The following is a 24,139-nucleotide window of genomic DNA, read 5'->3' as shown; positions in this document are numbered from 1 at the left end:
CCCGACGTCACCGCCCTCGGCCCCGCCGGACGCATCCGCCTCACCGGCGACGTCCCCACCCCACTCAACCCACCATCAGGCTGCCGCTTCCGCACCCGCTGCTGGAAAGCCACCGACCACTGCGCCAGCGAGGAGCCGGCGCTGGTCACGCGGGACGGCGGCGGGCAGCTCACCGCCTGCCACTACCCGGAGAGCGGACCGGTCGGCGTGCCGACCGGCGAACCCGTGGAGGTGTCGAAATGAGCCTGTCGCCGGTCGAGGGTGTGGCGCTCGCCGAGATCGAGTCCCCCGGGCAGGAGCCGGACGAGAAGAAGCGGCTGGTCGGCCGCTCACCCGGCCAGCTCGTCTGGGCCCGGCTGCGGCGCGACCGCACCGCCATGGTCAGCGGCATCGTGCTGGCCCTGTTCATCCTGGTGGCGGTGGCCGCCCCGCTGATCCAGCGGCTCTACGGCGTGTCGCCGAACCAGCAGTTCGGTGAGCTGCTGGACTCCACCGGCATGCCGCTGGGCTACGTGGGCGGCGTCAGCGGCGACCACTGGTTCGGGCTGGAACCGGGCCTGGGCCGGGACATCTTCATCCGGATGATCTACGGCATCCGGACGTCGCTGCTGATCGCGCTCGGCGCCGCGCTCGTCACCACGACGATCGGCGTGGTGCTCGGGATCGTCGCCGGCTTCCTGGGCGGCGTGGTCGACGCGGTGATCAGCTGGATCACCGACGTCGCGCTGGCGTTGCCGTTCCTCATCTTCGCGCTGGCCGTGGTGCCGACGTTCTCGCTGCGCTTCTACGGCCCCCGGGACGCGGTACCGACGTGGTTCGCGGTGACCACGCTGATCGTGGTCTTCGCCGCGTTCGGCTGGACCGGCACGGCCCGGCTCGTCCGGGGCCAGGTGGTCTCGCTGCGCGAGCGGGAGTTCGTGGAGGCGGCGCGGGCCAGCGGCGCCGGGCTCGGGCACATGCTGTTCCGGCAGTTGCTGCCGAACATCTGGGCCCCGATCCTGGTGGCGTTCTCGCTCGCGGTGCCGTCGTACGTCACGGGGGAGGCGGCGCTGTCCTTCCTCGGCGTCGGCCTGCCCGAGTCGGTGCCGAGCTTCGGCCGGATGATCTACCGGAGCATCGACTACCTGCAGACCGATCCGGCGTACGTCTTCTTCCCCGGCATCACCATCTTCGCGCTCGTGCTGGCGTTCAACCTCTTCGGCGACGCGCTGCGCGACGCGCTCGACCCGAAGTCGTCACGGTAGGGGGTTCGACGCCATGGTGCGGTTTCTGCTGAAGCGGCTGCTGCTCGCCGTCTCGGTGCTGCTGGCGGTGAGCATCGTCAGCTTCCTCATGTTCTTCGCGCTGCCCCGCGACCCGGTGACCGGCATGTGCCCGAAGAACTGCAACGCCGAGCGGCTGGAGCGGGTGCGCACGGAGCTGGGGCTCAACGACCCGAAGCCGACGCAGTACGTCAACTACATGAAGGGCATCTTTGTCGGCCGTGACCTGGGCAGCGCGCAGGGCGGCAAGTGCGAGGCGCCCTGCCTCGGCTACTCCTACGTGAACAGCGAGTCGGTGACCGACACGTTCGCCCGGGTGCTGCCGGTGACGTTGAACATCGTGCTCCCGGCGGCGGTGCTCTGGCTGGCGCTCGGGGTGGGACTCGGGATGATCTCGGCACTACGGCGGGGGTCGCTGCTCGACCGCATCTCGATCGGGTTGACGCTGACGTTCGCGTCGCTGCAGCTCTACTTCGTCGGCGCCGTCCTGCTGCTGATCTTCGTGTACTCGCTGAAGATCCTGCCGACACCCCGGTACGTGCCGTTCCTGGAGAACCCGGTGGAGTGGGCGCGCGGCCTGGTGCTGGCGTGGGTGACGCTCGCGCTGCTCTTCTCCGCGATCTACGCCCGGCTGTCCCGGGCGCAGATGCTGGAGACGCTCTCCGAGGACTTCGTCCGGACCGCGCGGGCCAAGGGCGTGGCGAAACGCAAGGTGTACGGGCGGCACGCGCTGCGCGCCGCGATCACGCCGATCGTGACGATCGCCGGCATCGACGTCGGCGCGGCGCTGGGCGGCACTGTCATCACCGAGACGACGTTCGGCATCCAAGGGCTGGGGCGCACGGCGGTGGAGGCGGTGCGCCAGGGCGACCTGCCGACCATCATGGCCACGGTCCTGGTGTCGGCGTTGTTCGTGGTGGTGGCGAACATCATTGTCGATCTGCTCTACGCGTTCATCGATCCCCGGGTGCGCCTCGGCTGACCCGGGCTTAGCCGGTGGTCGATCGTTGTGGCCCCGTTATCTGCTCGAAATTTACCGCGAGTGAAAGCTAGGCGAAGCTTTCCTTCATCGGACCCGAGGAGTTGAGTATGCGAGCAAGACTCGCCACCGCCGTGGGCGGCGCGATGGCACTGGTGGTCGCCCTCAGTGCGTGCAGCAAGAACACCGGCGACAGCGGCGACAGCGTGGACACGAACAAGCCCCGCAGCGGCGCCATCGCGACCGACCCGAAGGACTCGCTCGGCCCCGCGGCTGAGGTGCCCGGCGCGGCCAAGGGCGGGACCTTCTACATCCTGCGGGAGAGCAAGATCTCCCACCTGGACCCCCAGCGGGTCTACTCGTTCGCCGGCCTGATGGGCAGCCAGCTCTACGCCCGCTTCCTCACCACCTTCAAGGACGACGGCAAGGGCAACGTCACGCTGGTCGGCGACCTGGCCGAGACGCCCGGCAAGAACGTGAACAACGACTGCAAGGTCTGGGAGTTCACGATCAAGGAGGGCGTCAAGTTCGAGGACGGCCGTCCGATCACCTCCAAGGAGATCGCCTACGGCATCGCCCGCTCGTTCGACCCGGACCTGACCGGCGGCCCCACCTACCTGCAGGAGTGGCTGGCCGACACCCCGCAGTACGACACCAAGTGGGACTTCAAGAAGAACAAGACCTCGCTGCCGCCCGGCCTGACCACGCCGGACCCGCGCACGCTGCGCTTCGAGTTCAGCAAGCCCCGCTGCGACCTGCCGTTCGCGGTGTCGCTCCCGGCCACGGCGCCGCTGCCGCCGGACAAGGACACCGGCGTCAACCTGGACAACATGCCGTTCTCGTCCGGGCCGTACCGGTTCACCAAGATCCAGCCCGGCGTGGAGATGGTGCTGGAGCGCAACCCGAACTGGGACCCGGCCACCGACGCGGTGCGGCACGCGTACCCCGACAAGTTCGTCTGGACCCTCGGCCCGGACCAGAACACCCAGACCAACCGGGTCCTCGCCGGCACCGGCAACGACGCGGCGGCGGTGGCCAGCGGTGGCGTGCCGTCCGAACTGCTCGCGAAGATCACCGGTGACCCGGCGCTCAAGGCGCGGATGATCGTCGCCGCGACGCCGAACGTGTTCCGGCTGAGCATCAACACCACCCGCGTCACCGACCTGTCCGTGCGGCAGGCGATCAACTACGCGATCGACCGCAGCAGCATCACCAAGAACCTCGGCGGCCCGTACGGCGCCATGCCGCTGACCACGCTGCTGCCCCCGACCACGCTCGGGTACAAGAAGTTCGACGCGTACCCGGCCGGTGAGAGCGGCGACCCGGCGAAGGCGAAGGAGGCGCTGGGCGGCAAGCCGGTCAACCTGGTGCTCGGCACCGGGGACGAGACCTGGCAGCAGGAGACCGCCACCCAGGTCAAGAACGCGCTGGAGAAGGCCGGCTTCACGGTCACCGTCAAGCCGATCCCGGCCGACGGCTACCTCGACTTCGTGAAGAAGAAGGACAACCCGTGGGACATCTGGGTCGACTCCTGGGCGGCCGACTGGCCCAGCGGCGCCTCGGTCCTGCCGGTGCTCTTCGACGGTCGCGGCCTCAAGGCCGAGGGCAACAGCAACACCTCCCAGCTCAACAGCGAGGCGATCAACGCCGAGTTCGACCGGGTGCTCGCCCTCGACCCGGCCAAGCAGGCCGACGAGTGGAGCAAGCTGGACGAGAAGCTGATGAAGGAGTCGGCGCCCGCGGTGCCGCTCTACAACGAGGTGGTCTCCGTGGCCCACGGTGAGAAGGCCGGCGGCCTCTTCATCGGCAGCATCTTCGGCTGGCCCAGCTTCGTGAACGCGTACGTCAAGCAGTAGCCACACCCGTGGTTGACGGAAGGGCCCCTCGTCGAGGGGCCCTTCCTCACAGGTAGCGGCGCAGGAAGTCCAGCTCCAGCCGGAGCAGGCGCTCGGACACCCCACCGGCGGCCAGGTGGCTCGCGCCGGTGAGCGGCAGCACCGCGTGCGGGCGGCCGGTGGACAGCAGCGCGGCCGACAGCCGCAGCGTGTGCGTGGCGAGCACGTTGTCGTCGGCCAGGCCGTGCACCAGCAGCATCGGCCGGGCCTGCGCCGGGTCGCCGAGCGGCTCGGCGGCCAGTTCGACCAGCGAGTGGTGCGCGTAGACGTCCATCCCGTCGTCCGGCATGCCCAGGTAGCGCTCGCTGTAGGCGGTGTCGTACAGCGCCCAGTCGGTGACCGGCGCGCCGACGATCGCGCACTTGAACAACTCCGGATGGCGCAGCACCGCCAGCCCGGCCAGCCAGCCGCCGAACGACCAGCCGCGCACCGCCACCCGCTCCAGGTCCAGATCCGGGTGCTTGTCGGCGAGCGCGGTGAGCGCGTCCACCTGGTCGGTCAGGATGACGTCCGCGACCCGGCGGTGGATCGCCTTCTCGAACGACGGCGCGATGCCCGGGGTGCCCCGGTTGTCGATGGTGACCACAGCGAAGCCCTGCTCGGCCCACCACTGCCGTTCCAGCCAGACGCCGCGGGCGGCCACCACCTCCTGGTGGCCGGGCCCGCCGTAGACGTCCAGCAGCACCGGCAGCCGGGTGCCCTTGACGTGCTCGGCCGGGTACAGCACCGCGCTGGGCAGCCGCCTGTCGGTCACCCGGACCATCGTCGGCCGCGGCGCGTACGAGCAGGTGGCGGCGAACGAGCGCAACTCGGCCACCTCGCGGTCGCCGTGCCACACCCGCCAGCGGACCCCGGCGTGCTCCAGCGAGGCGATGCCCACCGCCAGCGTGGACCCGCCGATCGAGGCCGTGTGCCAGCCCGGGTCGCTGCCCATCCGGCGGGCGTCCATACCGCCGCCGATGGTGGTCCGCACCCGGTAGAGGTGGCGCTGGCTCGGCTCGCCCTCGCTCGCCTCCACCAGCAGGTCCGCCGCCGCGTTCGGGCCGTTCGGCAGCCGCCCGACCACCCGTCGCACGTACAGCGAGGGTGGGGTGAGCAGCGTGCCGTCGGCGAACAGGCAGCGCGCGTCGTACCCGTCGTGGGCCAGCTCGCCACCGACCAGCACCCGCCCGTCGGGCAGGTGCGCCGGGGTTCCCGGGATCGGCTCCACCCAGCGCGGATCGGCCAGCTCGGCGTGCACCTGCGTCTCCCCGGTGCGCGGGTCCACCGCGAGCACCAGGCCGTGCTGCTGCGAGCGGCGCAGCACGGTGATCAGCGGCCCGCCCTCGGCCCAGTCCACCGAACTCAGGTACGGATAGGTCTCCCGGTCCCAGTGCACGTCGACCCAGCCGCCGTCGAGGTCGAGCAGGTGCAGGCTGACCTCCGCGTTCGGCCCACCCGCCACGGGGTACGCGAGTGACGTCGGCGGGCTCGCCGGGTCGGCCGGGTCGTGCAGGTACCAGCGTTCCAGGCGGGACTCGTCGACCCGGGCGGCCAGCACGCTGCGGCCGTCCGGCGCCCACCAGTAACCCCGGTAGCGGTGGAACTCCTCGGCGGCGATGTGCTCGGCCAGGCCCCAGGTGACGCCGCTGTCCTCCCCGGCGAGCAGGTTGTCCGTACCGTCCGGCTCCACCACCCGCAACTGGCCCCGGCGCACATCCTCGGCGGCGTCGGTGACGTACGCCAGCCGCTCGCCGGCCGGGTCGGGCCGCGGGTCGATCACCGGCCCGGCGGCTGCCACCTCGACCACGTCGCCGTGCACCAGGTCGGCCCGGAACAGTCGTCCGGCCAGCGCGAACGCGGCGACCCGGCCGGCCGAGTCCAGCGCGTACGAGCCGATGCCGCCGGAGCTGAGCCGCAACCGCTCGCGCAGCGCCCGTTCACCGGGGGCGAGGCGGGCCGGCTCGACGTCGGTGCCCAGCAGCACCGCCGGGTCCGCGACCAGTCGTTCCTCGCCGCTGTCGACGTCGAGCAGCCAGAGCGCGTCGGCCGGGTCCTCCGGTCCCGCGGAACGCAGGAAGATCACCCGGGCGCCGTCGCCCGCGACGGAGACGGCGCGCGGCGCCCCGTGGCTGAACCGACGGGTACGGGCGGCCAGCTCGGGAAAGTCCACGCCTGCAGAGTAGGCGGGTGCCGGGGGTGATGTGGCCGACCTGGGCGGACGCATCACCGTCGAGCGGGCAGGACCGCCGGTTAGAGTGACGGGCGTGACGACCCTGCCCGACCGACGCCTCCTGCTGGTCCACGCGCATCCCGACGACGAGTCGATCGGCACCGGCGCGACGATGGCGCACTACGCCGCCACCGGCGCCCACGTCACGCTCGTCACCTGCACGCTGGGCGAGGAGGGCGAGATCCACGTCCCGGCGCTGGCCCAGCTCTGCGCGGCCGAGGCGGACCAGCTCGGCGGCTACCGGATCGGCGAGCTGGCCGCCGCCTGCGCCGCGCTCGGCGTCACCGACCACCGGTTCCTCGGCGGCGCGGGCCGCTACCGCGACTCCGGGATGATGGGCCTGACCACCAACGAGCACCCGCGGGCGTTCTGGCAGGCCGACCTGGACGTCGCCGCCGGGTACCTGGTGGAGGTCATCCGCGAGGTCCGCCCCCAGGTGCTCGTCACCTACGACCCGGACGGCTTCTACGGCCACCCCGACCACATCCAGGCGCACCGGGTGGCGATGCGGGCGGTGGAGCTGGCCGCGGCCGAGGGGATCGCCCCGGCGAAGGTCTACTGGACGGCCATGCCCCGCAGCGTGCTCGACGCGGGCCTGGAGACGTTCACCGAGTCCTCGGACAACCCGTTCGCCGGCATCGAGAGCGCCGACGAGCTGCCGTTCGGCACGCCGGACGCGGAGATCGCCGCCCGGATCGACGGGACCGACCAGCACGCCGCCAAGGAGGCGGCGATGCGCGCCCACGCCACCCAGATCCCGGCCAACTCCTGGCTCTACTCGATCGCCGGCAACTTCGGCGGCGAGTTCATGGGCGTCGAGTACTACACGCTCGCGGTCGGCGAGAAGGGCCCGGGCGCCGGCCCGTACGGCTGGGAGGACGACCTCTTCGCCGGGATCGCCCTGGACGGCACGCACCGGTCCCCGGTCGCGGCGGCCGGTCTCCGGTGACGCTGCCGGCCGTACCCGTGTCGACCCTCCCCGAGCAGCCGCCGACGGCCGCGACGCCGAGCCCGGCGGAGCGGATGCTCGACCGCGCGCTGCGGGTGGCCGGCGGCGTCGTGACGGTCTGGGCCGGCGTCCTGCTGGCGCTGCTCGACCTGATCTTCGCGACCTGGGCCTGGGAGACCGTGCAGGGCCGCTCCGGCGGGCTGCGGGCGCTTCTCGGGGTCGGCCTGGTGGCCGCCGGGGTCGTCGCCGTGGTGGCGACGACGGTGCTGCTGGGCCGGTTCGCCCACCGCTCGACGGGTACGCGCTGGGCGGTGGTGCTCGGCGCGCTGCCGTGGTTCCTGGTGATCGTGGTGGGGGGTTTCCGGACCGTCGAGGGCGATCTGGCGCTCGCCGGTGACAACGTGCTCGGCCTCGCGTTGATCGTGGCCGGCGCGGTCACGTTCGCGGTACTGGGCTTCCGGCACCTGGTGACACCACCGGACGCACGGTGAGGTGCTGACGCCGCACAGCTCGCGGTGGTAGACATTCCTGCCAAGAGGCCCGCCGAGGGAGCGGGCGGTACGGCTGGAGGCGTGCGATGACTCAGCGGTGGCGTGCGGTAGGCGTGCTGGCGGCCGCGTTGTTCGGGGTGAACGTGGTGGCCCGGCTGGTCATCAGATTCGCGTTACCGGACGACGACACCGCCTCCGGCCGCGTCTCGCTCGCCATGTTCCTGGTCATCGGGCTGATCCTGGCCGGCACCGCGTTCCGGTGGGGCGCCGACCGGCCGCTGGGCCGCTGGGCCGGCGAGCTGGCCGCCGCGGTCGCGGTCGCGCTGGCGCTCACCGTGTTCGTCGGCCCGCTGGTGGTCGGGGAGAACCCGTTCGGTGGCGGCGCCGGCCTCTTCTTCGCCCAGATCTGGCTCTATCTCGCGGCCACCGCGGCGGGCGTGCTGGTCGGTTACCTGATCCTGACCGCGCTGGGCCGGGACTACCGGTCCCGCCAGCTCAAGCGGTACGCCGAGATGAAGCGCACCCGGCCCCGCAAGATCGTCCGGCGCTGACCGGAGCGCGGCTCAGGTCGCCGGGGCGACCCGGGTCAGGTAGGTGTGGTGGGTGGTGAAGCCGAGCCCTCGGTAGAGCGCCACAGCGCCGGTGTTGCTCTGTTCGACCTGGAGGAACGCGTGGGTGGCGCCCTCGCCGGCGCCCCACCCGGCCAGTGCGCGTACGACAGCGACCGCGAGCCCTCGGCGGCGCGCCTGCGGCACCGTCTCCAGCAGGCTGACACCGAGCCAGCGGCCCTCGCCGGTCACCGTGCCCCGCCCGACCGCGAGCAGTCGGCCGTCTTCGCGCAGCTCGGCGAAGCGGACCCGGGGCGTCCCGGTGAGCACCTGCCGGGCGGCGTCCGGCAGCCCGCCCTTGCGGCCGGCGGCGATCGCCAGCCAGTCGTCGGCCGGAGCATCCGCCAGCGTCACCGGCGGCACGTCGGTGGCCGGTGCCGCGGTGGCCGGCGGCGCCGTCAGGGTGCGCAGCGGGACGGTCTGCACCAGCACCGGGGGCCGGGACGTCCAGCCGCGCGCGTCCAGCTCCGCGCCCACCGGGGCGGCCAGCGGCAGCGGGGTGTTCACCAGCGCGGGCCCGCCGCGCTCGGCGTACCAGCGCTGCACCGCGTCCAGCGCGGCGGGCAGCGGGCGGTCCGGGTCGCCGACCGGCAGCGCGCTGTTCGCCCGCCCGGTCCAGCCGTCGGCCCAGCGCAGCCGCCAGTCGCCGAGCCGTCCGCGTACCGGTGCGGGCCACGCCTCGTCGGCGGCCAGCTCCAGCGCGACCACGGCGGCGGCGGTGGGCCGGCGGGCCGGTGGCACCCGCTTTGCCCGGTGCACCTCGGCCACCGGTACGCGCAGCGGCCCGGCGTCGGTGGACAGGGTGATGTGGGTCTCGCTCAGCTCCACGAGCTCGCCGAGCGCGTCGGAGAACAGCGTGCGGCCCTCGCGAATCCCCACAATCCGGCGGACCACGATCCGGTGTCCCACGTCCTGCTGTCGGAGCACGATCGACCCCCTCCCCGGCGAGATACTAGGCTCTTACCGTTGCGGTTGATCGCGACGAGTCTTGCGGAGGAGAAGACCGGTGACCTACATCATCGCCGAGCCGTGCGTGGATGTGCTCGACAAGGCATGCATCGAGGAGTGCCCGGTCGACTGCATCTACGAGGGCAACCGGATGCTCTACATCCACCCCGACGAGTGCGTCGACTGTGGTGCCTGTGAGCCGGTCTGCCCGGTGGAAGCGATCTTCTACGAGGACGACGTCCCGGAGCAGTGGAAGGACTACACCGGGGCCAACTACGAGTTCTTCGAGGAACTGGGCTCGCCCGGTGGCGCCTCGAAGATCGGCAAGGTGGAGAAGGACGCCACCTTCGTCGCCGCGCAGCCGCCGCGCGGCGAGGGCCACTGAACCGGCGCACGCCGGTCTCGGCACGGCTGCCCGACTTCACCTGGGACACCCTGGACGCCGCGGCCGCCACGGCCGCGGCGCACCCGGACGGTCTCATCAACCTGTCGATGGGCACGCCGGTCGACCCGGTGCCAGACCTGATCCGGCAGGCCCTGGCCGACGCGTCCAACGCGCCGGGCTACCCGCTCACCGCCGGTACGCCCGCCCTGCGGAACGCGATCGCGGCCTGGGTCGCGCGGGCCTGCGGCGCGGGCGTCGACGGGCTGGGCGTGCTGCCCACGATCGGCTCCAAGGAGCTGGTGGCCTGGCTGCCCACGCTGCTCGGGCTCGGCCCCGGTGACGTGGTCGTGGTGCCGTCGGTCGCCTACCCGACCTACGAGGACGGGGCCCGGCTCGCCGGCGCGACGACGGTACGCACCGACTCGCTGACCGCGCTGGGCCCGGATCCCCGGGTCCGCCTGGTCTGGGTCAACTCGCCGGGCAACCCGACCGGCCGCGTGCTGCCCGCCGCCCACCTGCGCAAGGTGGTCGAGTGGGCGCGCGAGCGCGGCGCCGTGGTCGCCAGCGACGAGTGCTACCTGCCGTTGGGCTGGGACGCCGAGCCAGTCTCGGTGCTCTCGCCGCAGGTGTGCGGCGGCTCGTACGACGGCGTGCTGGCGGTGCACTCGCTGTCCAAGCGTTCCAACCTGGCCGGCTACCGGGCCGGGTTCGTCGCCGGTGACCCGGCGCTGGTGGCCGAGCTGCTCAAGATCCGCAAGCACGCGGGCCTGATCGTGCCGGCGCCGGTGCAGGCCGCCATGGTGGCCGCGCTCGGCGACCAGGAGCACGCCGACGCCCAGCGGGAGCGCTACCGCGCCCGGCGGGAGAAGCTGCGCGAGGCGTTCACCGGCGCCGGCTTCACAGTCGAGCACTCGGAGGCCGGGCTCTACCTGTGGCTCACCCGGGACGAGGACTGCTGGGAGACGGTGGACCGGCTGGCCCGCCGGGGCATCCTGGTGGCCGCCGGTGTCTTCTACGGCCCGGCCGGCGCCCGGCACGTCCGGGTGGCCCTCACCGAGTCCGACGAGCACGTGGACGCGGTGGCCGGGCGGCTCGCCGGGGTATGACGTGGCGGGCGGGCTGGCGCGGGCGGCGGTGGTCGGCACCGGGCTGATCGGCGGTTCGGTGCTGCTGCGGCTGCGCGACGCCGGGCTCGACGTCGCCGGCTGGGATCCCGATCCGGCGGCCCGCCGGCAGGTACGTGACCGGGGCGTCGACGCTCCCGGCACCGTCGAGGAGGCGGTCACCGGCCGGGACGTGGTGTTCCTGTGCGGCCCGCTGCCCACGCTGCCGACGACGCTGGCCCGGGTCGCCGCCGTGACCGACGACGGCTGCGTGCTGACCGACGTGGGCAGTGTCAAGGCCGAGGTGAGCACCGCCGCCACCGTCCAGGGGCTCGGGCATCGCTTCGTGCCGGGCCACCCGATGGCCGGCGCGGACCGGGCCGGAGCGGGCGCGGCCAGCCCGGAGCTGCTCGACGGCGCCGCCTGGGTGCTCTGCCCGGGGCCGACCGGCCTGAGCGCGTTCCGGCGGCTGGCGGTGCTGCTGGTGGACGTCTTCCACGCCCGGGTGGTGCCCATGTCCGCCCCGGAGCACGACGGCGCCGCCGCGCTCGCCTCGCACGTACCGCACGTGCTGGCCGGCGCGCTGGCCGGGACCGTGCACAGGTCGGCGCTGCGGGACGCGGTGCTGACGCTCGCCGCCGGCAGCTTCTCCGACGGCACCCGGGTCGCCGGCGGGCCGCCCGAGCGGACCGCGAACATGCTGCTCGGCAACCGGGACCGAGTGCTCGCCGAACTGGACGCGCTCGGCGCGTTCCTGGACGAGCTGACCGTTGCGCTGCGCGGTGGCGACGCCGGCGCGCTGGCCGACCGGTTCGCCGAGGGGCGGGACGTCCGCTCCACGCTGCGGGCTCGTACGTTCACCGCACACCGGCGGGAGTTCCCGGCCGCCGCCGACCACGCTGGCGAGCTGGCGTACCTGCGGGAGCTGGGCGCGGCGGGCGGCCACCTGAGCGAGGTCCGGGAGGCGGCCGGCGCGGTCACCTACATGGGGCACCTGCCGGCCACCCCGCCGTTAGGCTGAGCGGCATGGCGGACGCACCGGTCGTGGCGGTACGCGGTGAGGCTTACCGGGAGGTGGCTCCCGAGCTGGCCCGTTTCACGGTGACGGCGACGGCGCGGGACCGGGACCGGGAGACCACGCTGACGCGGCTGGCCGAACGGGCCGCCGCGGTGCGCGCGCTGCTCGACGCGGCCGAGCCGGCCGTGGAGCGCCGGGAGACCGGCCAGGTCCACGTCTGGCCGGTGACGAAGCGCTCCGGCGACCGGGTGGTGGCCTACCAGGGCAGCGTGAGCACCACTGTGACGACCACCGACTTCACGGCGCTCGGTGACCTGATGCTCCGCCTGGCCGACCAGGAGCAGGTCGAGGTGGCCGGGCCGGTGTGGTCGCTGCGGCCGGACAGCCCGGCCTACCGCGAGGTGCGGCACGCCGCCATCGCCGACGCGCTGGTCCGGGCCCGGGAGTACGCCGAGGCGCTCGGCGCCCGGGTGATCGCGTTGCGCGAGCTGTCCGACACCGGGATGAGCGCCGGCCCGCCGATGATGGTCAAGGCGGCGTACGCGCGCTCCGGCGAACAACCGGAGTTCGAGCTGGAACTGGACCCGGCGCCGCAGCCGGTGCAGGCGGCGGTCGAGGCGCGGTTCACCATCAGCGAGCCGGTGCTGGGCTGATGCCACAGGCGGAGGTACTCCCGCTCGACGAGCTGGTCGCCCGGGCGCGCGCGCTGGCCGAGGACGGCCCGCGTCAGCTGCTCGGCATCGCAGGCGCGCCGGGGGCGGGCAAGTCCACACTGGCGGAACGGATCGTGGCCGCGCTCGGCCCGGTCGCCCGGCTGGTCCCGATGGACGGCTTCCACCTGGCCGGGTCGGCGCTGGAACGGCTCGGCCGGGCCGACCGCAAGGGCGCGCCGGACACGTTCGACGTCAACGGCTTCGTCTCCGTGCTGCGCCGGTTGCGCCGGCTGGAGCCGACGTCGGTGTGGGCACCGGAGTTCCGCCGCGACCTGGAGGAGCCGGTCGCCGGGGCGATCGAGGTGCCGCCCGAGGTGCGCCTGGTCGTCACCGAGGGCAACTACCTGCTGCTGCGGGACGACCCGTGGGAGGAGGTGCGCACGCTCGTACACCAGATCTGGTTCCTCGACCTGGACGCGGAGCTGCGGCTGCGCCGGCTCACCGCCCGCCACGAGTCGTACGGGAAGTCGCCCGAGCAGGCCCGTGCCTGGGCGCTCGGCAGCGACGAGGAGAACGCGCGGCGGGTCGCCGGCACGGCCGCGCACGCCGACCTGGTGGTACGCCTGGCCGACCCGCCGCGGGCGTGACGCCGGGCGTCACCGGCCGACCCGCCGTCGCAGTGGCGCACGGTCAGCCGGTCCGCTGCCGGGGTGACGGCACGGTGCGGCGCAGCAGCCGGGCCACCACCGCCCGCTCGCGGGTGAACTCCACCGCCTCCGGGTAGCCGCTGTGGCTGCGGATGGGCGGGTCGGCCACCTCGCCGCCGGACGGGTGCAGCGCCTCCGGGTCGGCCACCGGCACGTCCCGCTGACCGGCGCTGACCTGCCAGCCCAGCGGGTCGGTGTCCCGCCAGAAGTTCGTCCAGGCCACGTGCCCGCCGGGCCAGGTGAGCGCGCCGGCCAGCGCCCGCAGCCGTTCCGGCCCGAAGTAGGACGGGAAGACCCGCCCGTAGAGCCGGGTGAGCTGGCAGCCGTAGGAGAAGAACCAGGTCCGTAGCCGCCACCGGCGGGGCAGTTGCAGCAGCACCGCGGCGCAGATGACGGTGCCCTGACTGTGCCCGGAGAGGATGACGCCGTCCATCCGGTCGTTGTGGTGCGGCGGCAACGCCAGCAGCCCCGCCACCCGGGTCTGCAGCTCCGGTACGGCGCGTTCGGCGTAGCTGGGCGGCGCGAGCGGATGCGCGGCGCGGGGCCAGAACGTGCACACGTCCCAGATCACGCCGACCGAGCGGCGGACCGAGTCGGTCCGGTAGACGAGCAGCCCGAGCGCCGCCATCACGACCGGAAGCCAGCCGAGGACCGTGTCGCCGCGCTCGGCGGTCCAGTGGATGGCGGTCTGCCAGCCGGACGGGGACAGCGGGCTGGGCCGTTCGCCGGACAGCGCGGCGGCGCAGCAGAGGGTGACCAGGATCGCGCAGAACGCCGCGTAGCAGCCCAGCAGCCGTACCGCGTGCTCGCCGACCAACCGGTGCAGCGCCCGGTATGTGCTGACGTCGCGGCAGCGCCGCAGGTCGTGTGCGGACAGGCCGGGTGTGGCGGCCAGCCGGGCGTACTCGACCCGGCGCAGGCGGTGCAGCAGGACGACCGCCCGGATCAGCAGCCCGATCAGCGCGGCCAGGCCGACCGCGCAGGCCAGCCCGGCCCAGAAGACGGCCAGTGGCGGCACGACGCGGCTCGGGCCGCTCGGCTCGGCCGATCCGTCGAGCCGGTCGCTGACCCAGTAGAGCAGCCCGGCGCAGTACGCCACCGCCATCATCCAGCCGAACCCGGCGATGACCGCCGGGGCGCAGCCCCGCCAGGCCAGATCGGTGTACGCGCCGAGCGGCTGGGTCGGCACCGCCGGCCGCAGGCGGGGCAGGAACAGTCCGGCGGTGGCCAGCGCGACGGCCGGGCCGACGAGCATCCAGGTACGCAGCTCGTCCGGCGCGGCGGGCAGCGCGGGCAGGCCGCGTTCGATCCAGGCCGCACCGAGCGGCAGCAGCAGCATGCCGGCGGCGGGCCCGGCCAGCGCCCGGCGGCCGGAGCGGTTCGCCGCGGCGATGGCGAGCAGCAACAGCACCTGGTACGCGATGAGCCAGGCGATCGCGGTGTCGTACCCGGGCAGGGACCGGTCGGCGTGACAGCCGGAGGTGTCCGGCTGCGCCGCGCACCCGGCCGGCGGCCGGTACGTCGACAGCGGCTGCCCGGCCGCCCCGTCGGGGAGCAGCAGCAGGGCGAACGAGCCGATCAGTCCGAGCGCGGTGATCGTCGCTACCGCCGCGCTCCACCGGCCGAGCGGGGTGGCGCCCTGACGCCGGCTCAGCCACGGCCGGGCGACCGCCACCACGGCGATCACCACCACGACGGCGAGCAGCGCCACTGTGGGCCAGGCGACGGCGGCCCGGACACCGCGCGGCGGGTCCATGATCAGCACCGCGGTGACCGGTACGGCGGCGGCGCTGACCGCCCCGGTGCACAGGTGCAGCACGGCGGCCCGGCGCAGTTGCCCCTCCCCGTTCCAGAACGTCGGATCCTGGAGCGGGTTCTGCGGGGGCTCACGCGGGTCCGGTCGTTCGACCGGCTCCCCGCCCTCCCGGGCCGGCGCGTGGTGGTGCGGGTCGGCGGGCATCTGCGCCTCGTACTGGTAGGTCCGGAAGGCGACGAGTCCGATCGCGGCCAGCACGAGCAGTGGCAGCAGCAGCCCGAGCGCGAGCGCCCGGGTGTCCTCGCGCCACCAGGAGTCGCCGAGGAACTCCCACGGGCCGGGGAGCCGGCCGAGGCAGTCGGCCTCCACGCACTGCCAGCCGATCAGATCCACTCCGACGCCGGTCAGGGTGAGGACGAGCGTGCAGGTCAGGCTCAGGCAGAACAGGCGGATGAGCCAGGCGGTGATGCCGGACCGGCTGGCCCAGCGTTCCTGGTCGGGGTCGGGCGGGATGCCGGCGCGGGCGTGCAGCGCGACGTTCGCCAGTGCGAAAGGGAGCATCAGCGTCCACAGCGCCCGTTCCACGTCCCGCCGGGTCCGCGCGCCGGAGGTCAACTGCCCCCAGCTGTACGCCTCGACCGTGATCGGGTCGTCCCGCCCCGCGGTGCTCGACCGGTAGAAGCCGGTCACCTGACCGCCGGCGACCAGCGCTGGTTGCGCACCGTCACCGTTGGCGCCGGCGGTCAGGCCGAGCAGCTGATCCGGCGGGGTGTTGGAGACCCCGTGCACGCGCAGTTCGAGGACCCGTCCCATTGTGCCTCCCGGTAAGCGTCCTGCTACCCAGAGTGCGCGACGGGTCGGAAATCCGCATCCGCTGGAACGGTTGTTCTCGCAGCTCAGGACGGTTGAGTCAGGTTCCTGATCGGCCGAGCGGGGTTACCCACCGCCACCACGTTGGCCGGCAGATCGCGGGTGACCACCGCGCCGGCGCCGACCACCGTGTTCTCGCCGATGGTCACTCCGGCCAGCACGATCACGCCCCCGCCGAGCCAGACGTTGTCACCGATGGTGATCGGCTGGGCCGACTCCCACTTCGCCCGGCGCGCCTCCGGCTCCACCGGGTGGGTGGCGGTGAGCAGCTGCACGTTCGGTCCGATCTGGACGTCCGCGCCGATGGTGATGCGGGCGACGTCGAGGAAGACCGCGTTGAAGTTGACGAAGGTGCGCGGTCCGATGTGCGTCCGGTGTCCGTAGTCGCAGTACAGCGGCGGTCGGACCCAGGCGTCCTCGCCGAGTGAGCCGAGCAGTTCGCGCAGGGCGGCGAGGCGGCCCGGCGAGTCGTCGGCGGAGCTGCGGTTGAAGCGTTCGCCGAGCCGGGCGGCACGCTCCAGGTCGGCGATGATCGCGGGGTCGTCGGCGATGTACTGCTCGCCGGCCAGCATCCGGTCCTTCATGGAGGTCATCGCTCGATCGTCCCGGCCGGCCCGGGAACGGGGTGGCGGTTCCGTCGGATCGGCGACTTCCCGTTGCATACGCGGTATGTAATTCTGATACCCGCGTCGATGTGTCTCTCATCGATGAACGTCCGACGAAGGAGGAAGGTTGCTCCGGAACCGCAGAAAGCTGACGGCGCTCGGCCTCGGCCTGGCGCTGGCGCTCGGCCTGCCGGTGCCCGCGCTGGCCGCCGCGCCCACGGCGCCGACCGGCCCGTCCGCCCGTACCGGGCCGTCCGCCCAGCCCGGCGCCCACCCGGTCACCGTCACCCTGATCACCGGCGACCGGGTCAGCGTCGCCCCCGGCGGCCGTGCCGCGGTACGCCCCGGCGCCGGCCGTGCCGGCATCCAGTTCGTGGTCGGGCGGGAGCGCGACCGGCTCACCGTGCTGCCGCAGGACGCGCTGCCGCTGGTCCGCGCGGGCAAGCTCGACCGGCGGCTGTTCGACGTGACCGGGCTGATCGAGGCCGGCTACGACGACGCGCGCCGCGGCACCGTACCCCTGCTCGTGACGTACCGGCCGGGGGCGGCCCGGCGGACGGCGGACCCGCTCGCCGGCGCCCGGGTGACCCGCGACCTGCCGGCGATCGACGGCGCGGCTGTCGTCGCCGACAAGAGCGACACCGGCGCGCTCTGGAAGGCGGTGAGCGCGGACCGCTCCGGCGCCCGGCTCGACGCGGCGGGGGGTGTCGACCGGATCTGGCTCGACGGCCGGCGGCGGGTGACGCTCGACCACAGCGTGCCGCAGATCGGCGCGCCGACCGCCTGGGCCGCCGGTTGGACCGGGAAGGGCGTGCGGGTCGCGGTGCTCGACACCGGCGTCGACCTCACCCACCCGGACCTGGCCGGCAAGGTCGCCGAATCGCGCAACTTCACCGAGGAGGCGGACCCGGACGACATCGTCGGGCACGGCACGCACGTGGCCTCCACCATCGCCGGCAGCGGCGCCGCCTCCGGCGGGAAGTACCGGGGCGTGGCGCCGGACGCCACGCTGCTGTCCGGGAAGGTCTGCGAGATCTACGGCTGCACCGAGTCCGCCATCCTGGCCGGCATGCAGTGGGCCGCGGCCGAGCAGCACGCCACGGTGGTCAACATGAGCCTCAGCGGCGGCGACTCCCCGGAGGTGGACCCGCTGGAGGAGGCGGTCGGGACGCTCACCGAACAGCACGGGACGCTCTTCGTGATCGCGGCCGGCAACGACGGCGCCGACGGCTCGGTCGGCTCGCCGGCCACCGCCGACGCCGCGCTCGCGGTCGGCGCGGTGGACCGGGACGACGCGCTCGCCGACTTCTCCAGCCGCGGTCCCCGGGTCGGCGACGGGGCGATCAAGCCGGACATCACCGCGCCCGGGGTGGAGATCGTGGCCGCACGGGCCGCGAACGGCCAGATCGGCGACCCGGTGGGGGACCGGTACGCCTCGCTGTCCGGCACGTCGATGGCCACCCCGCACGTGGCCGGTGCGGTCGCGCTGCTCGCCCAGCAGCACCCCGGCTGGACGCCCGGCCGCTACAAGGCGACGCTGATGGCCTCGGCGAAGCCGCACCCGGAGCAGACCGCGTTCCAGCAGGGCGCGGGCCGGGTCGACCTCGCTCGCGCGATCACGCAGCAGGTGACCAGCGAACCGGCGTCCGTCTCGTTCGGTGTGGCGACCTGGCCGCACACCGACGACCAGCCGATCAGCCGGACCGTGACCTACCGCAACGGCGGGAACGCCCCGCTCACGCTGGACCTGAGCACCGAGTTCACCGGGCCGGGCGGGCGGGCCGCACCGGCCGGCATGCTCACCCTCAGCACGTCCCGGCTTACCGTTCCCGCAGGAGGCACCGCCCAGGTGACGGTCGTGGTGGACACCCGGCTCGGCGGCGCCGACGGCTACTGGACGGGCCGCCTGCTCGCCCGCGCCGGCGACGCGGTGGCGGTGACCCCGCTCGCGGTCGACCGCGAGGTGGAGAGCTACGACCTGACCGTGACGCACCGCAACCGCTCCGGCGCCCTGACCGACGGCTACTACACGAGCCTGCTCGGGCTCGACGACGGCAGCTACCGCGACGTCTACGACGCCGACGGCGAGGCCCGGATCCGGGTGCCCAAGGGCCGGTACGGCGTGCAGAGCCTGATCATCGTGGACGGCGACCAGGGCTGGTCGGAGATCTCCTTCCTCGCCCAGCCGGAGCTGGTGGTGACCGGGAACCAGCGGCTCGCGCTGGACGCCCGGCGGGCGAAGCCGGTGCGCACCACGGTGCCGCAGCGCGGCGCGGCGCCGCTGCTGATCGACGTCACAGCGGCCTGGGGATTCGACGACTACTACGCCAGTTTCGGGCTCTGGACCGACAGGTTCGAGGGCCTCTACTCGGCCCAGGTCGGCCGTGGCGTCTCCGACAAGGTGTTCGTCGGCTCGCTCGCCAGCCAGTGGGCCGAGCCGACCGCGCCCGAGCGCAGCCCGTACTTCTACGGACTGAACGAGCTGTTCCCGGGCCGCTTCCCGACCGGCTTCGTCCGGAACTACCGGCCCGCCGACCTGGCCACCGTCGCCAACCGGTTCGCCGCCGGCTACACCGGGATGGACAACGAACTGGTCGTGTACCCGGAGCCCGACTACAACATGGGCGGCTCGGCGGTCATCCTGCCCGTCCAGGTGCCCGGCAAGCGGATCGACCACCTCACCACCACCCGGACCCGCTGGAGCGCCGAACTGGCCTTCGGCGAGCGGGACGAGGACGGCTGGTTGCAGCCGCGGGCGGTGCTGGAGTCCGGGCCGACCCGTTACCGGGCCGGTCACACCTACCGCGACGAGTGGAACAAGGCCCCGTTCGGCCCGTCGTTCCCGCAGCCGCGGTGGCCGGAGCAGGGCATCACCCGTACCGGCGACACCCTCGTGGTCTCGCTGCCGGTGCACAGCGACGCCGCCGGGCACCCGGGCGGCTCGCTGAACGACACCGAGCAGACGCGGCTCTACCGCAACGGCAAGCTGTTCGCCGAGTCGCCCTACCCGGGATACGGCGAGTTCACGCTGCCGCCGGGAACGGCGAACTACCGGTTGGAGACCACGGCGACGCGCGGCTTCACCGACCTGAGCACCGAGGTCTCGGCGAGCTGGACGTTCCGCTCCAAGCGGGTTCCGGGTGACGTGCCGGCCCGGCTCCCGGCCATGGCGGTCCGGTTCACCCCGCCGCTGGCGGTGGACAGCTCCGCCCCGGCGGGCCGGACGTTCACCGTGCCGGTGACGGTGCAGCGCCAGCCCGGCGCGCCGTCCGGCCGGGTCGTGGCGCTCACCGTCGACGTCTCGTACGACGGCGGGAAGACCTGGCGCAAGGCGGCGCTGAAGAAGCAGGGCGGGGCGTGGACGGCCACCGTCCGGCACCCGGCCGGCCCGGGGTACGCGTCGCTGCGGGCCACCGCCCGTGACGACGCCGGCAACACCGTGACCCAGCGGATCATCCAGGCGTACCGCCTGCGGTGAGCCGGCCGTCCGGGTCCGCGCGGTGAGCGCGGACCCGGACGGGGGTACGGCTCAGTCGTTGGCGTGCAGCGCGGCGTTGAGCGTGATGCCCTGGCCGGTGCGGGGCTTCGCCTCCAGCGCGCCCGTCACCGAGTTGCGCCAGAACAGCAGCCCGTCGACGCCGGACAGCTCGCGGGCCTTGACCACCCGGCCGTCCGGCAGCGTGACCTTGGAACCGGCGGTGACGTAGCAGCCGGCCTCCACCACGCAGTCGTCGCCGAGCGAGATGCCGATGCCCGCGTTCGCGCCGACCAGGCTGCGCTCGCCGATGCGCACCTTGTCGGTGCCGCCGCCGGAGAGCGTGCCCATGATCGAGGCGCCCGCGCCGACGTCGGAGCCGTCGCCGACCACCACGCCCTGCACGATGCGGCCCTCGACCATCGAGGTGCCCAGCGTGCCGGCGTTGAAGTTGCAGAAGCCCTCGTGCATGACGGTGGTGCCGGCGGCCAGGTGCGCGCCGAGCCGGACCCGGTCCGCGTCGGCGATCCGCACCCCCGACGGCACCACGTAGTCGGTCATCCGGGGGAACTTGTCCACCCCGTACACGGCCAGGTGGCGGCCGGCGGCCCGCTCGATGACACGCAGCTCGTCCACCCGCTCCGGCGGGCAGGGCCCGGCCGACGTCCAGGCCACGTTCGCCAGCTTGCCGAAGATGCCGTCGAGGTTCAGCTCGTTGGGTCGCACCAGGCGGTGGGAGAGCAGGTGCAACCGCAGGTACGCGTCGGCCGCGTCCTTGATCGGGTCGTCCAGCGAGCCGATCACGGTGGTCACCTCGACGGTACGCAGGCCGGGCAGCGCCCGCTCACCGATCGCGCCCGGCGGCAGGTCGAGCACGTCGGCCTGGTCCTCGCCGGGCACCAGCGGCAGCTCGCCCAGGCCCAGCTTGCCGGTCGGGTACCAGGTGTCGAGCACCTGGTCCTCGGCGGTGACGGTGGCCAGGCCGATGCCCCAGGCGGATGGTGCGGACGTCACGATGTCACCCTTTCCTCCGGCAACGGCGTCCGCCGCTGCTCGCGGCCGCGGGCCTCGCCGAACGTGTTCCCTGGCCCGTCGAGGTTGACGGTACCGTGCGAGACATGCAGAACCCGTTGACCCCCGAGGTCCTGGCCGATCCGGTGGCGCTGACCCGCGCCCTGGTCGACATCGAGTCGGTCTCCCTCAACGAGAAGGCGATCGCCGACTGCGTCGAGGAGGTGCTGCGCGGTGTGCCGCACCTGACCACCTACCGGCACTCGAACACCGTCATGGCCCGTACCGACCTGGGCCGGGCGCAGCGCGTGGTGCTCGCCGGCCACCTGGACACCGTCCCGCTCAACGGCAACTTCCCCTCGACCATGCGCGGCGATCTGATGTACGGGTGCGGCACCTCCGACATGAAGTCCGGGGTCGCCTTCGCGCTGCACCTGGCGGTCACGCTGCCCGACCCGCGCTACGACGTCACGTACTTCTTCTACGAGGCCGAGGAGATCGAGTCGAAGTACAACGGCCTCACCCTGGTCGCGCAGAGCCACCCCGAGTGGCTGGAGGCCGACTTCGCGGTGTTGCTGGAGCCGACGTACGGGATCGTCGAGGCGGGTTGCCAGGGCACCATGCGGGCGGTGGTCACCACGCACGGCGAGCGGGCACACGCGGCGCGCTCCTGGCACGGGGTGAACGCCATCCACGGCGCGAGCGAGGTGCTGCGGCGGCTGACCACGTACGACGCCCGCCGGGTGACGATCGAGGGCTGCGACTACCGCGAGGGTCTCAACGCGGTGCGGATCACCGGCGGGGTGGCCGGCAACGTCATCCCCGACCGCTGCCAGATCGAGATCAACTACCGGTACGCCCCGGACCGCGACCCGGCGGGCGCCGAGGCGCACCTGCGCGAGGTCTTCGCCGGCTTCGAGCTGGAGGTCACCGACGCGGCGGCCGGTGCGCCGCCCGGACTGGACAGCGCGGCGGCGCAGGAATTCCTGGCGGCGGTGGGTGCCGCGCCGATCGGCAAGCTGGGCTGGACGGACGTGGCGCGGTTCGCGGCCATGGGCATCCCGGCGCTGAACTTCGGCCCCGGCGACCCGAACCTCGCGCACCACAAGGACGAGCACGTCGAACTGACCAAGATCCGGGACGGCGCGGCGACGCTGCACCGCTGGCTGGCCCCGGCCTGACGCCCTGCGATCCGGGGCCCGCGCCCGCCGCACGGGCCCCGGATCGTCAGACGGTCGTCGTCGTCAGGGGTGCGTCCGCATCGCCGGTCTCGCCGGTCAGGTCGGACCGGTGGGTCTCCATCATCCGGGCGCGGCGGCGCTCGGCCACCACGTCACGGATCCGCCGCTGCATCTGACGGCGGATCCGGATCATCTCGCTGTTACTGATCAACGCTGGCTCCTCCCCCGAAGGCGCGTCGCCCGGGGTATACCGGGTATGTGAATAGTAAGACGTACGTGCGACCGAATTAGTTGCCCGGATCCCAAAGATTTCTCCGGCTCCCGGGCCTTCGCGCCGCGCCCGGGCCGCTCTACTACGGTGACCCCATGGGCGAGAGCAGGGGAATGGCGGCCGGGGACGGTCAGCGGGAGGAGCGGAACCGGGGAGAACGGCACCGCGGGGCGGTGACGCTGCGCAACCGGGCGATTCCGACGAGTACGGCTGATCAGCGGCTGCTCGACTCCCGGGGACGCAGCGACTGGAAGACCAAGGACGCCTGGCGCGCGCTGCGGATCCTCTCCGAGTTCGTCGAGGGCTTCGACACCCTCGCCGACCTGCCCCCGGCGGTGAGCGTCTTCGGCTCCGCCCGCAGCAAGCCGGACAGCCCGGAGTGCCGGATGGCCGAGGAGCTGGGCGGCGCCCTCGCCCGGGCCGGGTACGCGGTGATCACCGGCGGCGGCCCCGGCGTGATGGAGGCCGCCAACCGGGGCGCCGGTGAGGCGGGTGGCCTCTCCGTCGGGCTCGGCATCGAGCTGCCGTTCGAGCAGGGCCTCAACGACTGGGTCGACCTGGCCATCGACTTCCGCTACTTCTTCGCCCGCAAGACCATGTTCGTCAAGTACGCCCAGGCGTTCGTGGTGCTTCCCGGCGGCTTCGGCACCCTGGACGAGCTGTTCGAGGCGCTCACCCTGGTGCAGACCGGCAAGGTGACCCGCTTCCCGGTCGTGCTGATGGGCACCGACTACTGGCGCGGGCTGCTCGACTGGCTGCGCGGCACCATGGCTGCCGAGGGCAAGATCGGCCCGGTCGATCTCGACCTGATCCGCCTCACCGACGACGTCAACGAGGCGGTACGCCACATCGTGGAGGCCGAGGCGGTGCTCTCCGCCGAGCAGGAGGCGGTTCGCGAGGAGGCGGTCGCCCGGGTGGCAGCCGACCAGCGCGCCGCCGCCGAGGCCGCCCCCGAGGGCCCGGCGGGACGGAGCTGACCCGTGGCCAACGTCTGTGTCTTCTGCGCGTCCTCCCGCACTCTTGACGCCCGCTGGCTGGCGCTCGCCACCGAGACCGGTGAGGAACTGGCCCGGCGCGGGCACACCCTGGTCAGCGGTGGCGGCTGTGTCGGCATGATGGGCGCCGTGGTGCAGGGCGCGCGGGCGGCCGGCGGCCGCACCGTCGGCGTCATCCCGCAGTCCCTGGTCGACCTGGAGGTCGCCGACCTGGACTCCGACGAGCTGCTGGTCACCGACAGCCTGGCCAGCCGCAAGACGCTGATGGACGAGAAGTCCGACGCGTTCGTCGCGCTGCCCGGCGGCCTCGGCACGCTCGACGAGCTGTTCGAGGTCTGGACCACCGCCACCCTGGCCCTGCACGCCAAGCCGATGGTGATCGTCGACGTGGACGGGTTCTACCGGCCGCTGCTCGACTGGATCCGTGGGCTCGGCGAGCAGCAGTTCCTCAAGCCGGCCGCGCTGGACCTGCTGATGGTCGCCGACAGCGTCCCCGCCGCCCTGGACCTGATCGACGCCCGCCTGACCTGAGTCTCCCGCTGCGCTGCCTCCGGCCCGCCGCGAGATCTTGGTAGCAGACGGCCCCTGTGGGGGCACTTTCGTACCAAGATCTACCTGGATCTCGGGGGGCGTCGCGTGAGCCGGGATGAGCTGCGGCGCGCGGGTGGACGCCGGTTTCCGGGTGTCGTACCGGCGTGGTGGGATGTCGGTGATGCAGGCGTACCGGTTGGTGCGCCGGCCCGGCGGCGCGGGGGCGGGGGTCAC

Annotated in this window: 22 protein-coding genes; 16 read left to right on the top strand and 6 right to left on the bottom strand. The window is 73.3% G+C overall.

The genetic code is table 11. The annotated features are described in order from the left end of the window. The 4 genes from F8279_RS21305 to F8279_RS21290 all read left to right on the top strand — a co-directional run. On the top strand, nt 1-243 hold a 243-nt coding region (locus F8279_RS21305; protein WP_368668837.1), incomplete at its 5' end, for an oligopeptide/dipeptide ABC transporter ATP-binding protein. After that, nucleotides 240-1,244 carry an ABC transporter permease gene (locus F8279_RS21300; RefSeq protein ID WP_091422099.1) on the top strand — a complete coding sequence of 335 codons (1,005 nt, stop codon included), beginning with the start codon at nt 240-242 and terminating at the stop codon, nt 1,242-1,244. The genes F8279_RS21305 and F8279_RS21300, both read left to right, overlap by 4 nt. 13 nt (nt 1,245-1,257) lie before the next feature. After that, on the top strand, nt 1,258-2,244 hold the full coding sequence (locus tag F8279_RS21295; RefSeq protein ID WP_091422104.1) for an ABC transporter permease: 987 nt from the start codon (nt 1,258-1,260) through the stop codon (nt 2,242-2,244). Nucleotides 2,245-2,351: 107 nt separating this feature from the next. Further along, the gene (locus F8279_RS21290) at nt 2,352-4,097 is read left to right on the top strand and encodes an ABC transporter substrate-binding protein (RefSeq protein ID WP_091422106.1); all 1,746 of its coding nucleotides are present in this window, start codon (nt 2,352-2,354) and stop codon (nt 4,095-4,097) included. A gap of 46 nt (nt 4,098-4,143) precedes the next feature. On the opposite strand, the gene F8279_RS21285 is transcribed toward F8279_RS21290, so the two are convergent. After that, a complete protein-coding gene (locus tag F8279_RS21285) occupies nt 4,144-6,288 on the bottom strand; it encodes a prolyl oligopeptidase family serine peptidase (protein ID WP_151500846.1) in 2,145 nt (714 codons plus the stop codon). A gap of 85 nt (nt 6,289-6,373) precedes the next feature. On the opposite strand from F8279_RS21285, the gene mshB reads away from it, so the two are divergent. From mshB to F8279_RS21270, 3 genes are all read left to right on the top strand, one after another. Next, nucleotides 6,374-7,297 carry an N-acetyl-1-D-myo-inositol-2-amino-2-deoxy-alpha-D-glucopyranoside deacetylase gene (gene mshB, locus F8279_RS21280; protein ID WP_175438760.1) on the top strand — a complete coding sequence of 308 codons (924 nt, stop codon included), beginning with the start codon at nt 6,374-6,376 and terminating at the stop codon, nt 7,295-7,297. Further along, complete coding sequence (locus F8279_RS21275; RefSeq protein ID WP_091422117.1) at nt 7,294-7,788, top strand: hypothetical protein; 495 nt, start codon at nt 7,294-7,296, stop codon at nt 7,786-7,788. The genes mshB and F8279_RS21275 overlap by 4 nt, the downstream gene beginning before the upstream one ends. An 86-nt stretch (nt 7,789-7,874) precedes the next feature. Next, nucleotides 7,875-8,339 carry a hypothetical protein gene (locus F8279_RS21270; RefSeq protein ID WP_151500845.1) on the top strand — a complete coding sequence of 155 codons (465 nt, stop codon included), beginning with the start codon at nt 7,875-7,877 and terminating at the stop codon, nt 8,337-8,339. 12 nt (nt 8,340-8,351) lie between these two features. Here the strand turns inward: F8279_RS21270 and F8279_RS21265 are convergent, their stop codons facing one another. Continuing rightward, complete coding sequence (locus F8279_RS21265) at nt 8,352-9,323, bottom strand: GNAT family N-acetyltransferase (RefSeq protein WP_151500844.1); 972 nt, start codon at nt 9,321-9,323, stop codon at nt 8,352-8,354. A 79-nt stretch (nt 9,324-9,402) separates the two neighbouring features. On the opposite strand from F8279_RS21265, the gene fdxA reads away from it, so the two are divergent. Genes fdxA through F8279_RS21240 form a run of 5 tightly spaced genes read left to right on the top strand, consistent with a single transcriptional unit; the run spans nt 9,403 to nt 13,150 of the window. After that, nucleotides 9,403-9,729: a ferredoxin gene (gene fdxA, locus F8279_RS21260; RefSeq protein WP_091422126.1), complete on the top strand. Its 327-nt coding sequence runs from the start codon at nt 9,403-9,405 to the stop codon at nt 9,727-9,729. After that, nucleotides 9,726-10,835 carry a succinyldiaminopimelate transaminase gene (gene dapC / locus F8279_RS21255; protein ID WP_091423223.1) on the top strand — a complete coding sequence of 370 codons (1,110 nt, stop codon included), beginning with the start codon at nt 9,726-9,728 and terminating at the stop codon, nt 10,833-10,835. The genes fdxA and dapC overlap by 4 nt, the downstream gene beginning before the upstream one ends. A 1-nt stretch (nt 10,836) precedes the next feature. After that, nucleotides 10,837-11,853: a prephenate dehydrogenase/arogenate dehydrogenase family protein gene (locus F8279_RS21250; RefSeq protein WP_091422129.1), complete on the top strand. Its 1,017-nt coding sequence runs from the start codon at nt 10,837-10,839 to the stop codon at nt 11,851-11,853. Nucleotides 11,854-11,858: 5 nt separating this feature from the next. Then, nucleotides 11,859-12,503 (top strand): SIMPL domain-containing protein, encoded by a 645-nt coding sequence (locus F8279_RS21245; RefSeq protein WP_091422130.1) that lies wholly within the window; start codon nt 11,859-11,861, stop codon nt 12,501-12,503. After that, complete coding sequence (locus tag F8279_RS21240; protein ID WP_151500843.1) at nt 12,503-13,150, top strand: nucleoside/nucleotide kinase family protein; 648 nt, start codon at nt 12,503-12,505, stop codon at nt 13,148-13,150. The genes F8279_RS21245 and F8279_RS21240 overlap by 1 nt, the downstream gene beginning before the upstream one ends. A gap of 43 nt (nt 13,151-13,193) precedes the next feature. Here F8279_RS21240 and F8279_RS21235 read toward each other — a convergent pair whose 3' ends face one another. After that, on the bottom strand, nt 13,194-15,779 hold the full coding sequence (locus F8279_RS21235; protein WP_151500842.1) for a hypothetical protein: 2,586 nt from the start codon (nt 15,777-15,779) through the stop codon (nt 13,194-13,196). 83 nt (nt 15,780-15,862) lie between these two features. Continuing rightward, the gene (locus F8279_RS21230) at nt 15,863-16,429 is read right to left on the bottom strand and encodes a sugar O-acetyltransferase (RefSeq protein ID WP_151500841.1); all 567 of its coding nucleotides are present in this window, start codon (nt 16,427-16,429) and stop codon (nt 15,863-15,865) included. 139 nt (nt 16,430-16,568) lie between these two features. Here F8279_RS21230 and F8279_RS21225 point away from each other — a divergent pair, with 139 nt between their 5' ends. Then, on the top strand, nt 16,569-19,919 hold the full coding sequence (locus F8279_RS21225; RefSeq protein WP_151500840.1) for a S8 family serine peptidase: 3,351 nt from the start codon (nt 16,569-16,571) through the stop codon (nt 19,917-19,919). A gap of 51 nt (nt 19,920-19,970) precedes the next feature. On the opposite strand, the gene dapD is transcribed toward F8279_RS21225, so the two are convergent. Continuing rightward, the gene (dapD, locus tag F8279_RS21220; protein WP_091422142.1) at nt 19,971-20,930 is read right to left on the bottom strand and encodes a 2,3,4,5-tetrahydropyridine-2,6-dicarboxylate N-succinyltransferase; all 960 of its coding nucleotides are present in this window, start codon (nt 20,928-20,930) and stop codon (nt 19,971-19,973) included. A gap of 104 nt (nt 20,931-21,034) precedes the next feature. Between dapD and dapE the strand changes: the two genes are divergently transcribed. Next, complete coding sequence (gene dapE / locus F8279_RS21215) at nt 21,035-22,108, top strand: succinyl-diaminopimelate desuccinylase (protein WP_091422145.1); 1,074 nt, start codon at nt 21,035-21,037, stop codon at nt 22,106-22,108. A 46-nt stretch (nt 22,109-22,154) separates the two neighbouring features. On the opposite strand, the gene F8279_RS30345 is transcribed toward dapE, so the two are convergent. Next, nucleotides 22,155-22,319, bottom strand: a complete 165-nt coding sequence (locus F8279_RS30345) for a hypothetical protein (protein ID WP_175438761.1) — start codon at nt 22,317-22,319, stop codon at nt 22,155-22,157. A gap of 155 nt (nt 22,320-22,474) precedes the next feature. Here F8279_RS30345 and F8279_RS21210 point away from each other — a divergent pair, with 155 nt between their 5' ends. Together F8279_RS21210 and F8279_RS21205 are read left to right on the top strand one after the other, a co-directional pair. Next, complete coding sequence (locus F8279_RS21210) at nt 22,475-23,356, top strand: TIGR00730 family Rossman fold protein (protein ID WP_091422147.1); 882 nt, start codon at nt 22,475-22,477, stop codon at nt 23,354-23,356. A 3-nt stretch (nt 23,357-23,359) separates the two neighbouring features. Then, the gene (locus tag F8279_RS21205; protein ID WP_091422149.1) at nt 23,360-23,905 is read left to right on the top strand and encodes a TIGR00730 family Rossman fold protein; all 546 of its coding nucleotides are present in this window, start codon (nt 23,360-23,362) and stop codon (nt 23,903-23,905) included. Nucleotides 23,906-24,139: the final 234 nt, after the last annotated feature.

Source organism: Micromonospora sp. AMSO1212t (genome assembly GCF_008868145.1).
Lineage (GTDB): Bacteria > Actinomycetota > Actinomycetes > Mycobacteriales > Micromonosporaceae > Micromonospora > Micromonospora tulbaghiae.
The sequence above is the reverse complement of the archived record's forward strand: the minus strand, read 5'-3'. Positions and strand labels throughout refer to the sequence as shown.

Excerpts from the sequence above, each read along its gene's own strand:
- F8279_RS21300 (WP_091422099.1), top strand. The coding sequence starts at position 240 with ATGAGCCTGTCGCCGGTCGAGGGTGTGGCGCTCGCCGAGATCGAGTCC.
- F8279_RS21295 (WP_091422104.1), top strand. The coding sequence starts at position 1,258 with ATGGTGCGGTTTCTGCTGAAGCGGCTGCTGCTCGCCGTCTCGGTGCTG.
- F8279_RS21290 (WP_091422106.1), top strand. The coding sequence starts at position 2,352 with ATGCGAGCAAGACTCGCCACCGCCGTGGGCGGCGCGATGGCACTGGTG.
- F8279_RS21270 (WP_151500845.1), top strand. The coding sequence starts at position 7,875 with ATGACTCAGCGGTGGCGTGCGGTAGGCGTGCTGGCGGCCGCGTTGTTC.
- F8279_RS21245 (WP_091422130.1), top strand. The coding sequence starts at position 11,859 with ATGGCGGACGCACCGGTCGTGGCGGTACGCGGTGAGGCTTACCGGGAG.
- F8279_RS21240 (WP_151500843.1), top strand. The coding sequence starts at position 12,503 with ATGCCACAGGCGGAGGTACTCCCGCTCGACGAGCTGGTCGCCCGGGCG.
- F8279_RS21235 (WP_151500842.1), bottom strand. The coding sequence starts at position 15,779 with ATGGGACGGGTCCTCGAACTGCGCGTGCACGGGGTCTCCAACACCCCG.
- F8279_RS21230 (WP_151500841.1), bottom strand. The coding sequence starts at position 16,429 with ATGACCTCCATGAAGGACCGGATGCTGGCCGGCGAGCAGTACATCGCC.
- dapE (WP_091422145.1), top strand. The coding sequence starts at position 21,035 with ATGCAGAACCCGTTGACCCCCGAGGTCCTGGCCGATCCGGTGGCGCTG.
- F8279_RS21210 (WP_091422147.1), top strand. The coding sequence starts at position 22,475 with ATGGGCGAGAGCAGGGGAATGGCGGCCGGGGACGGTCAGCGGGAGGAG.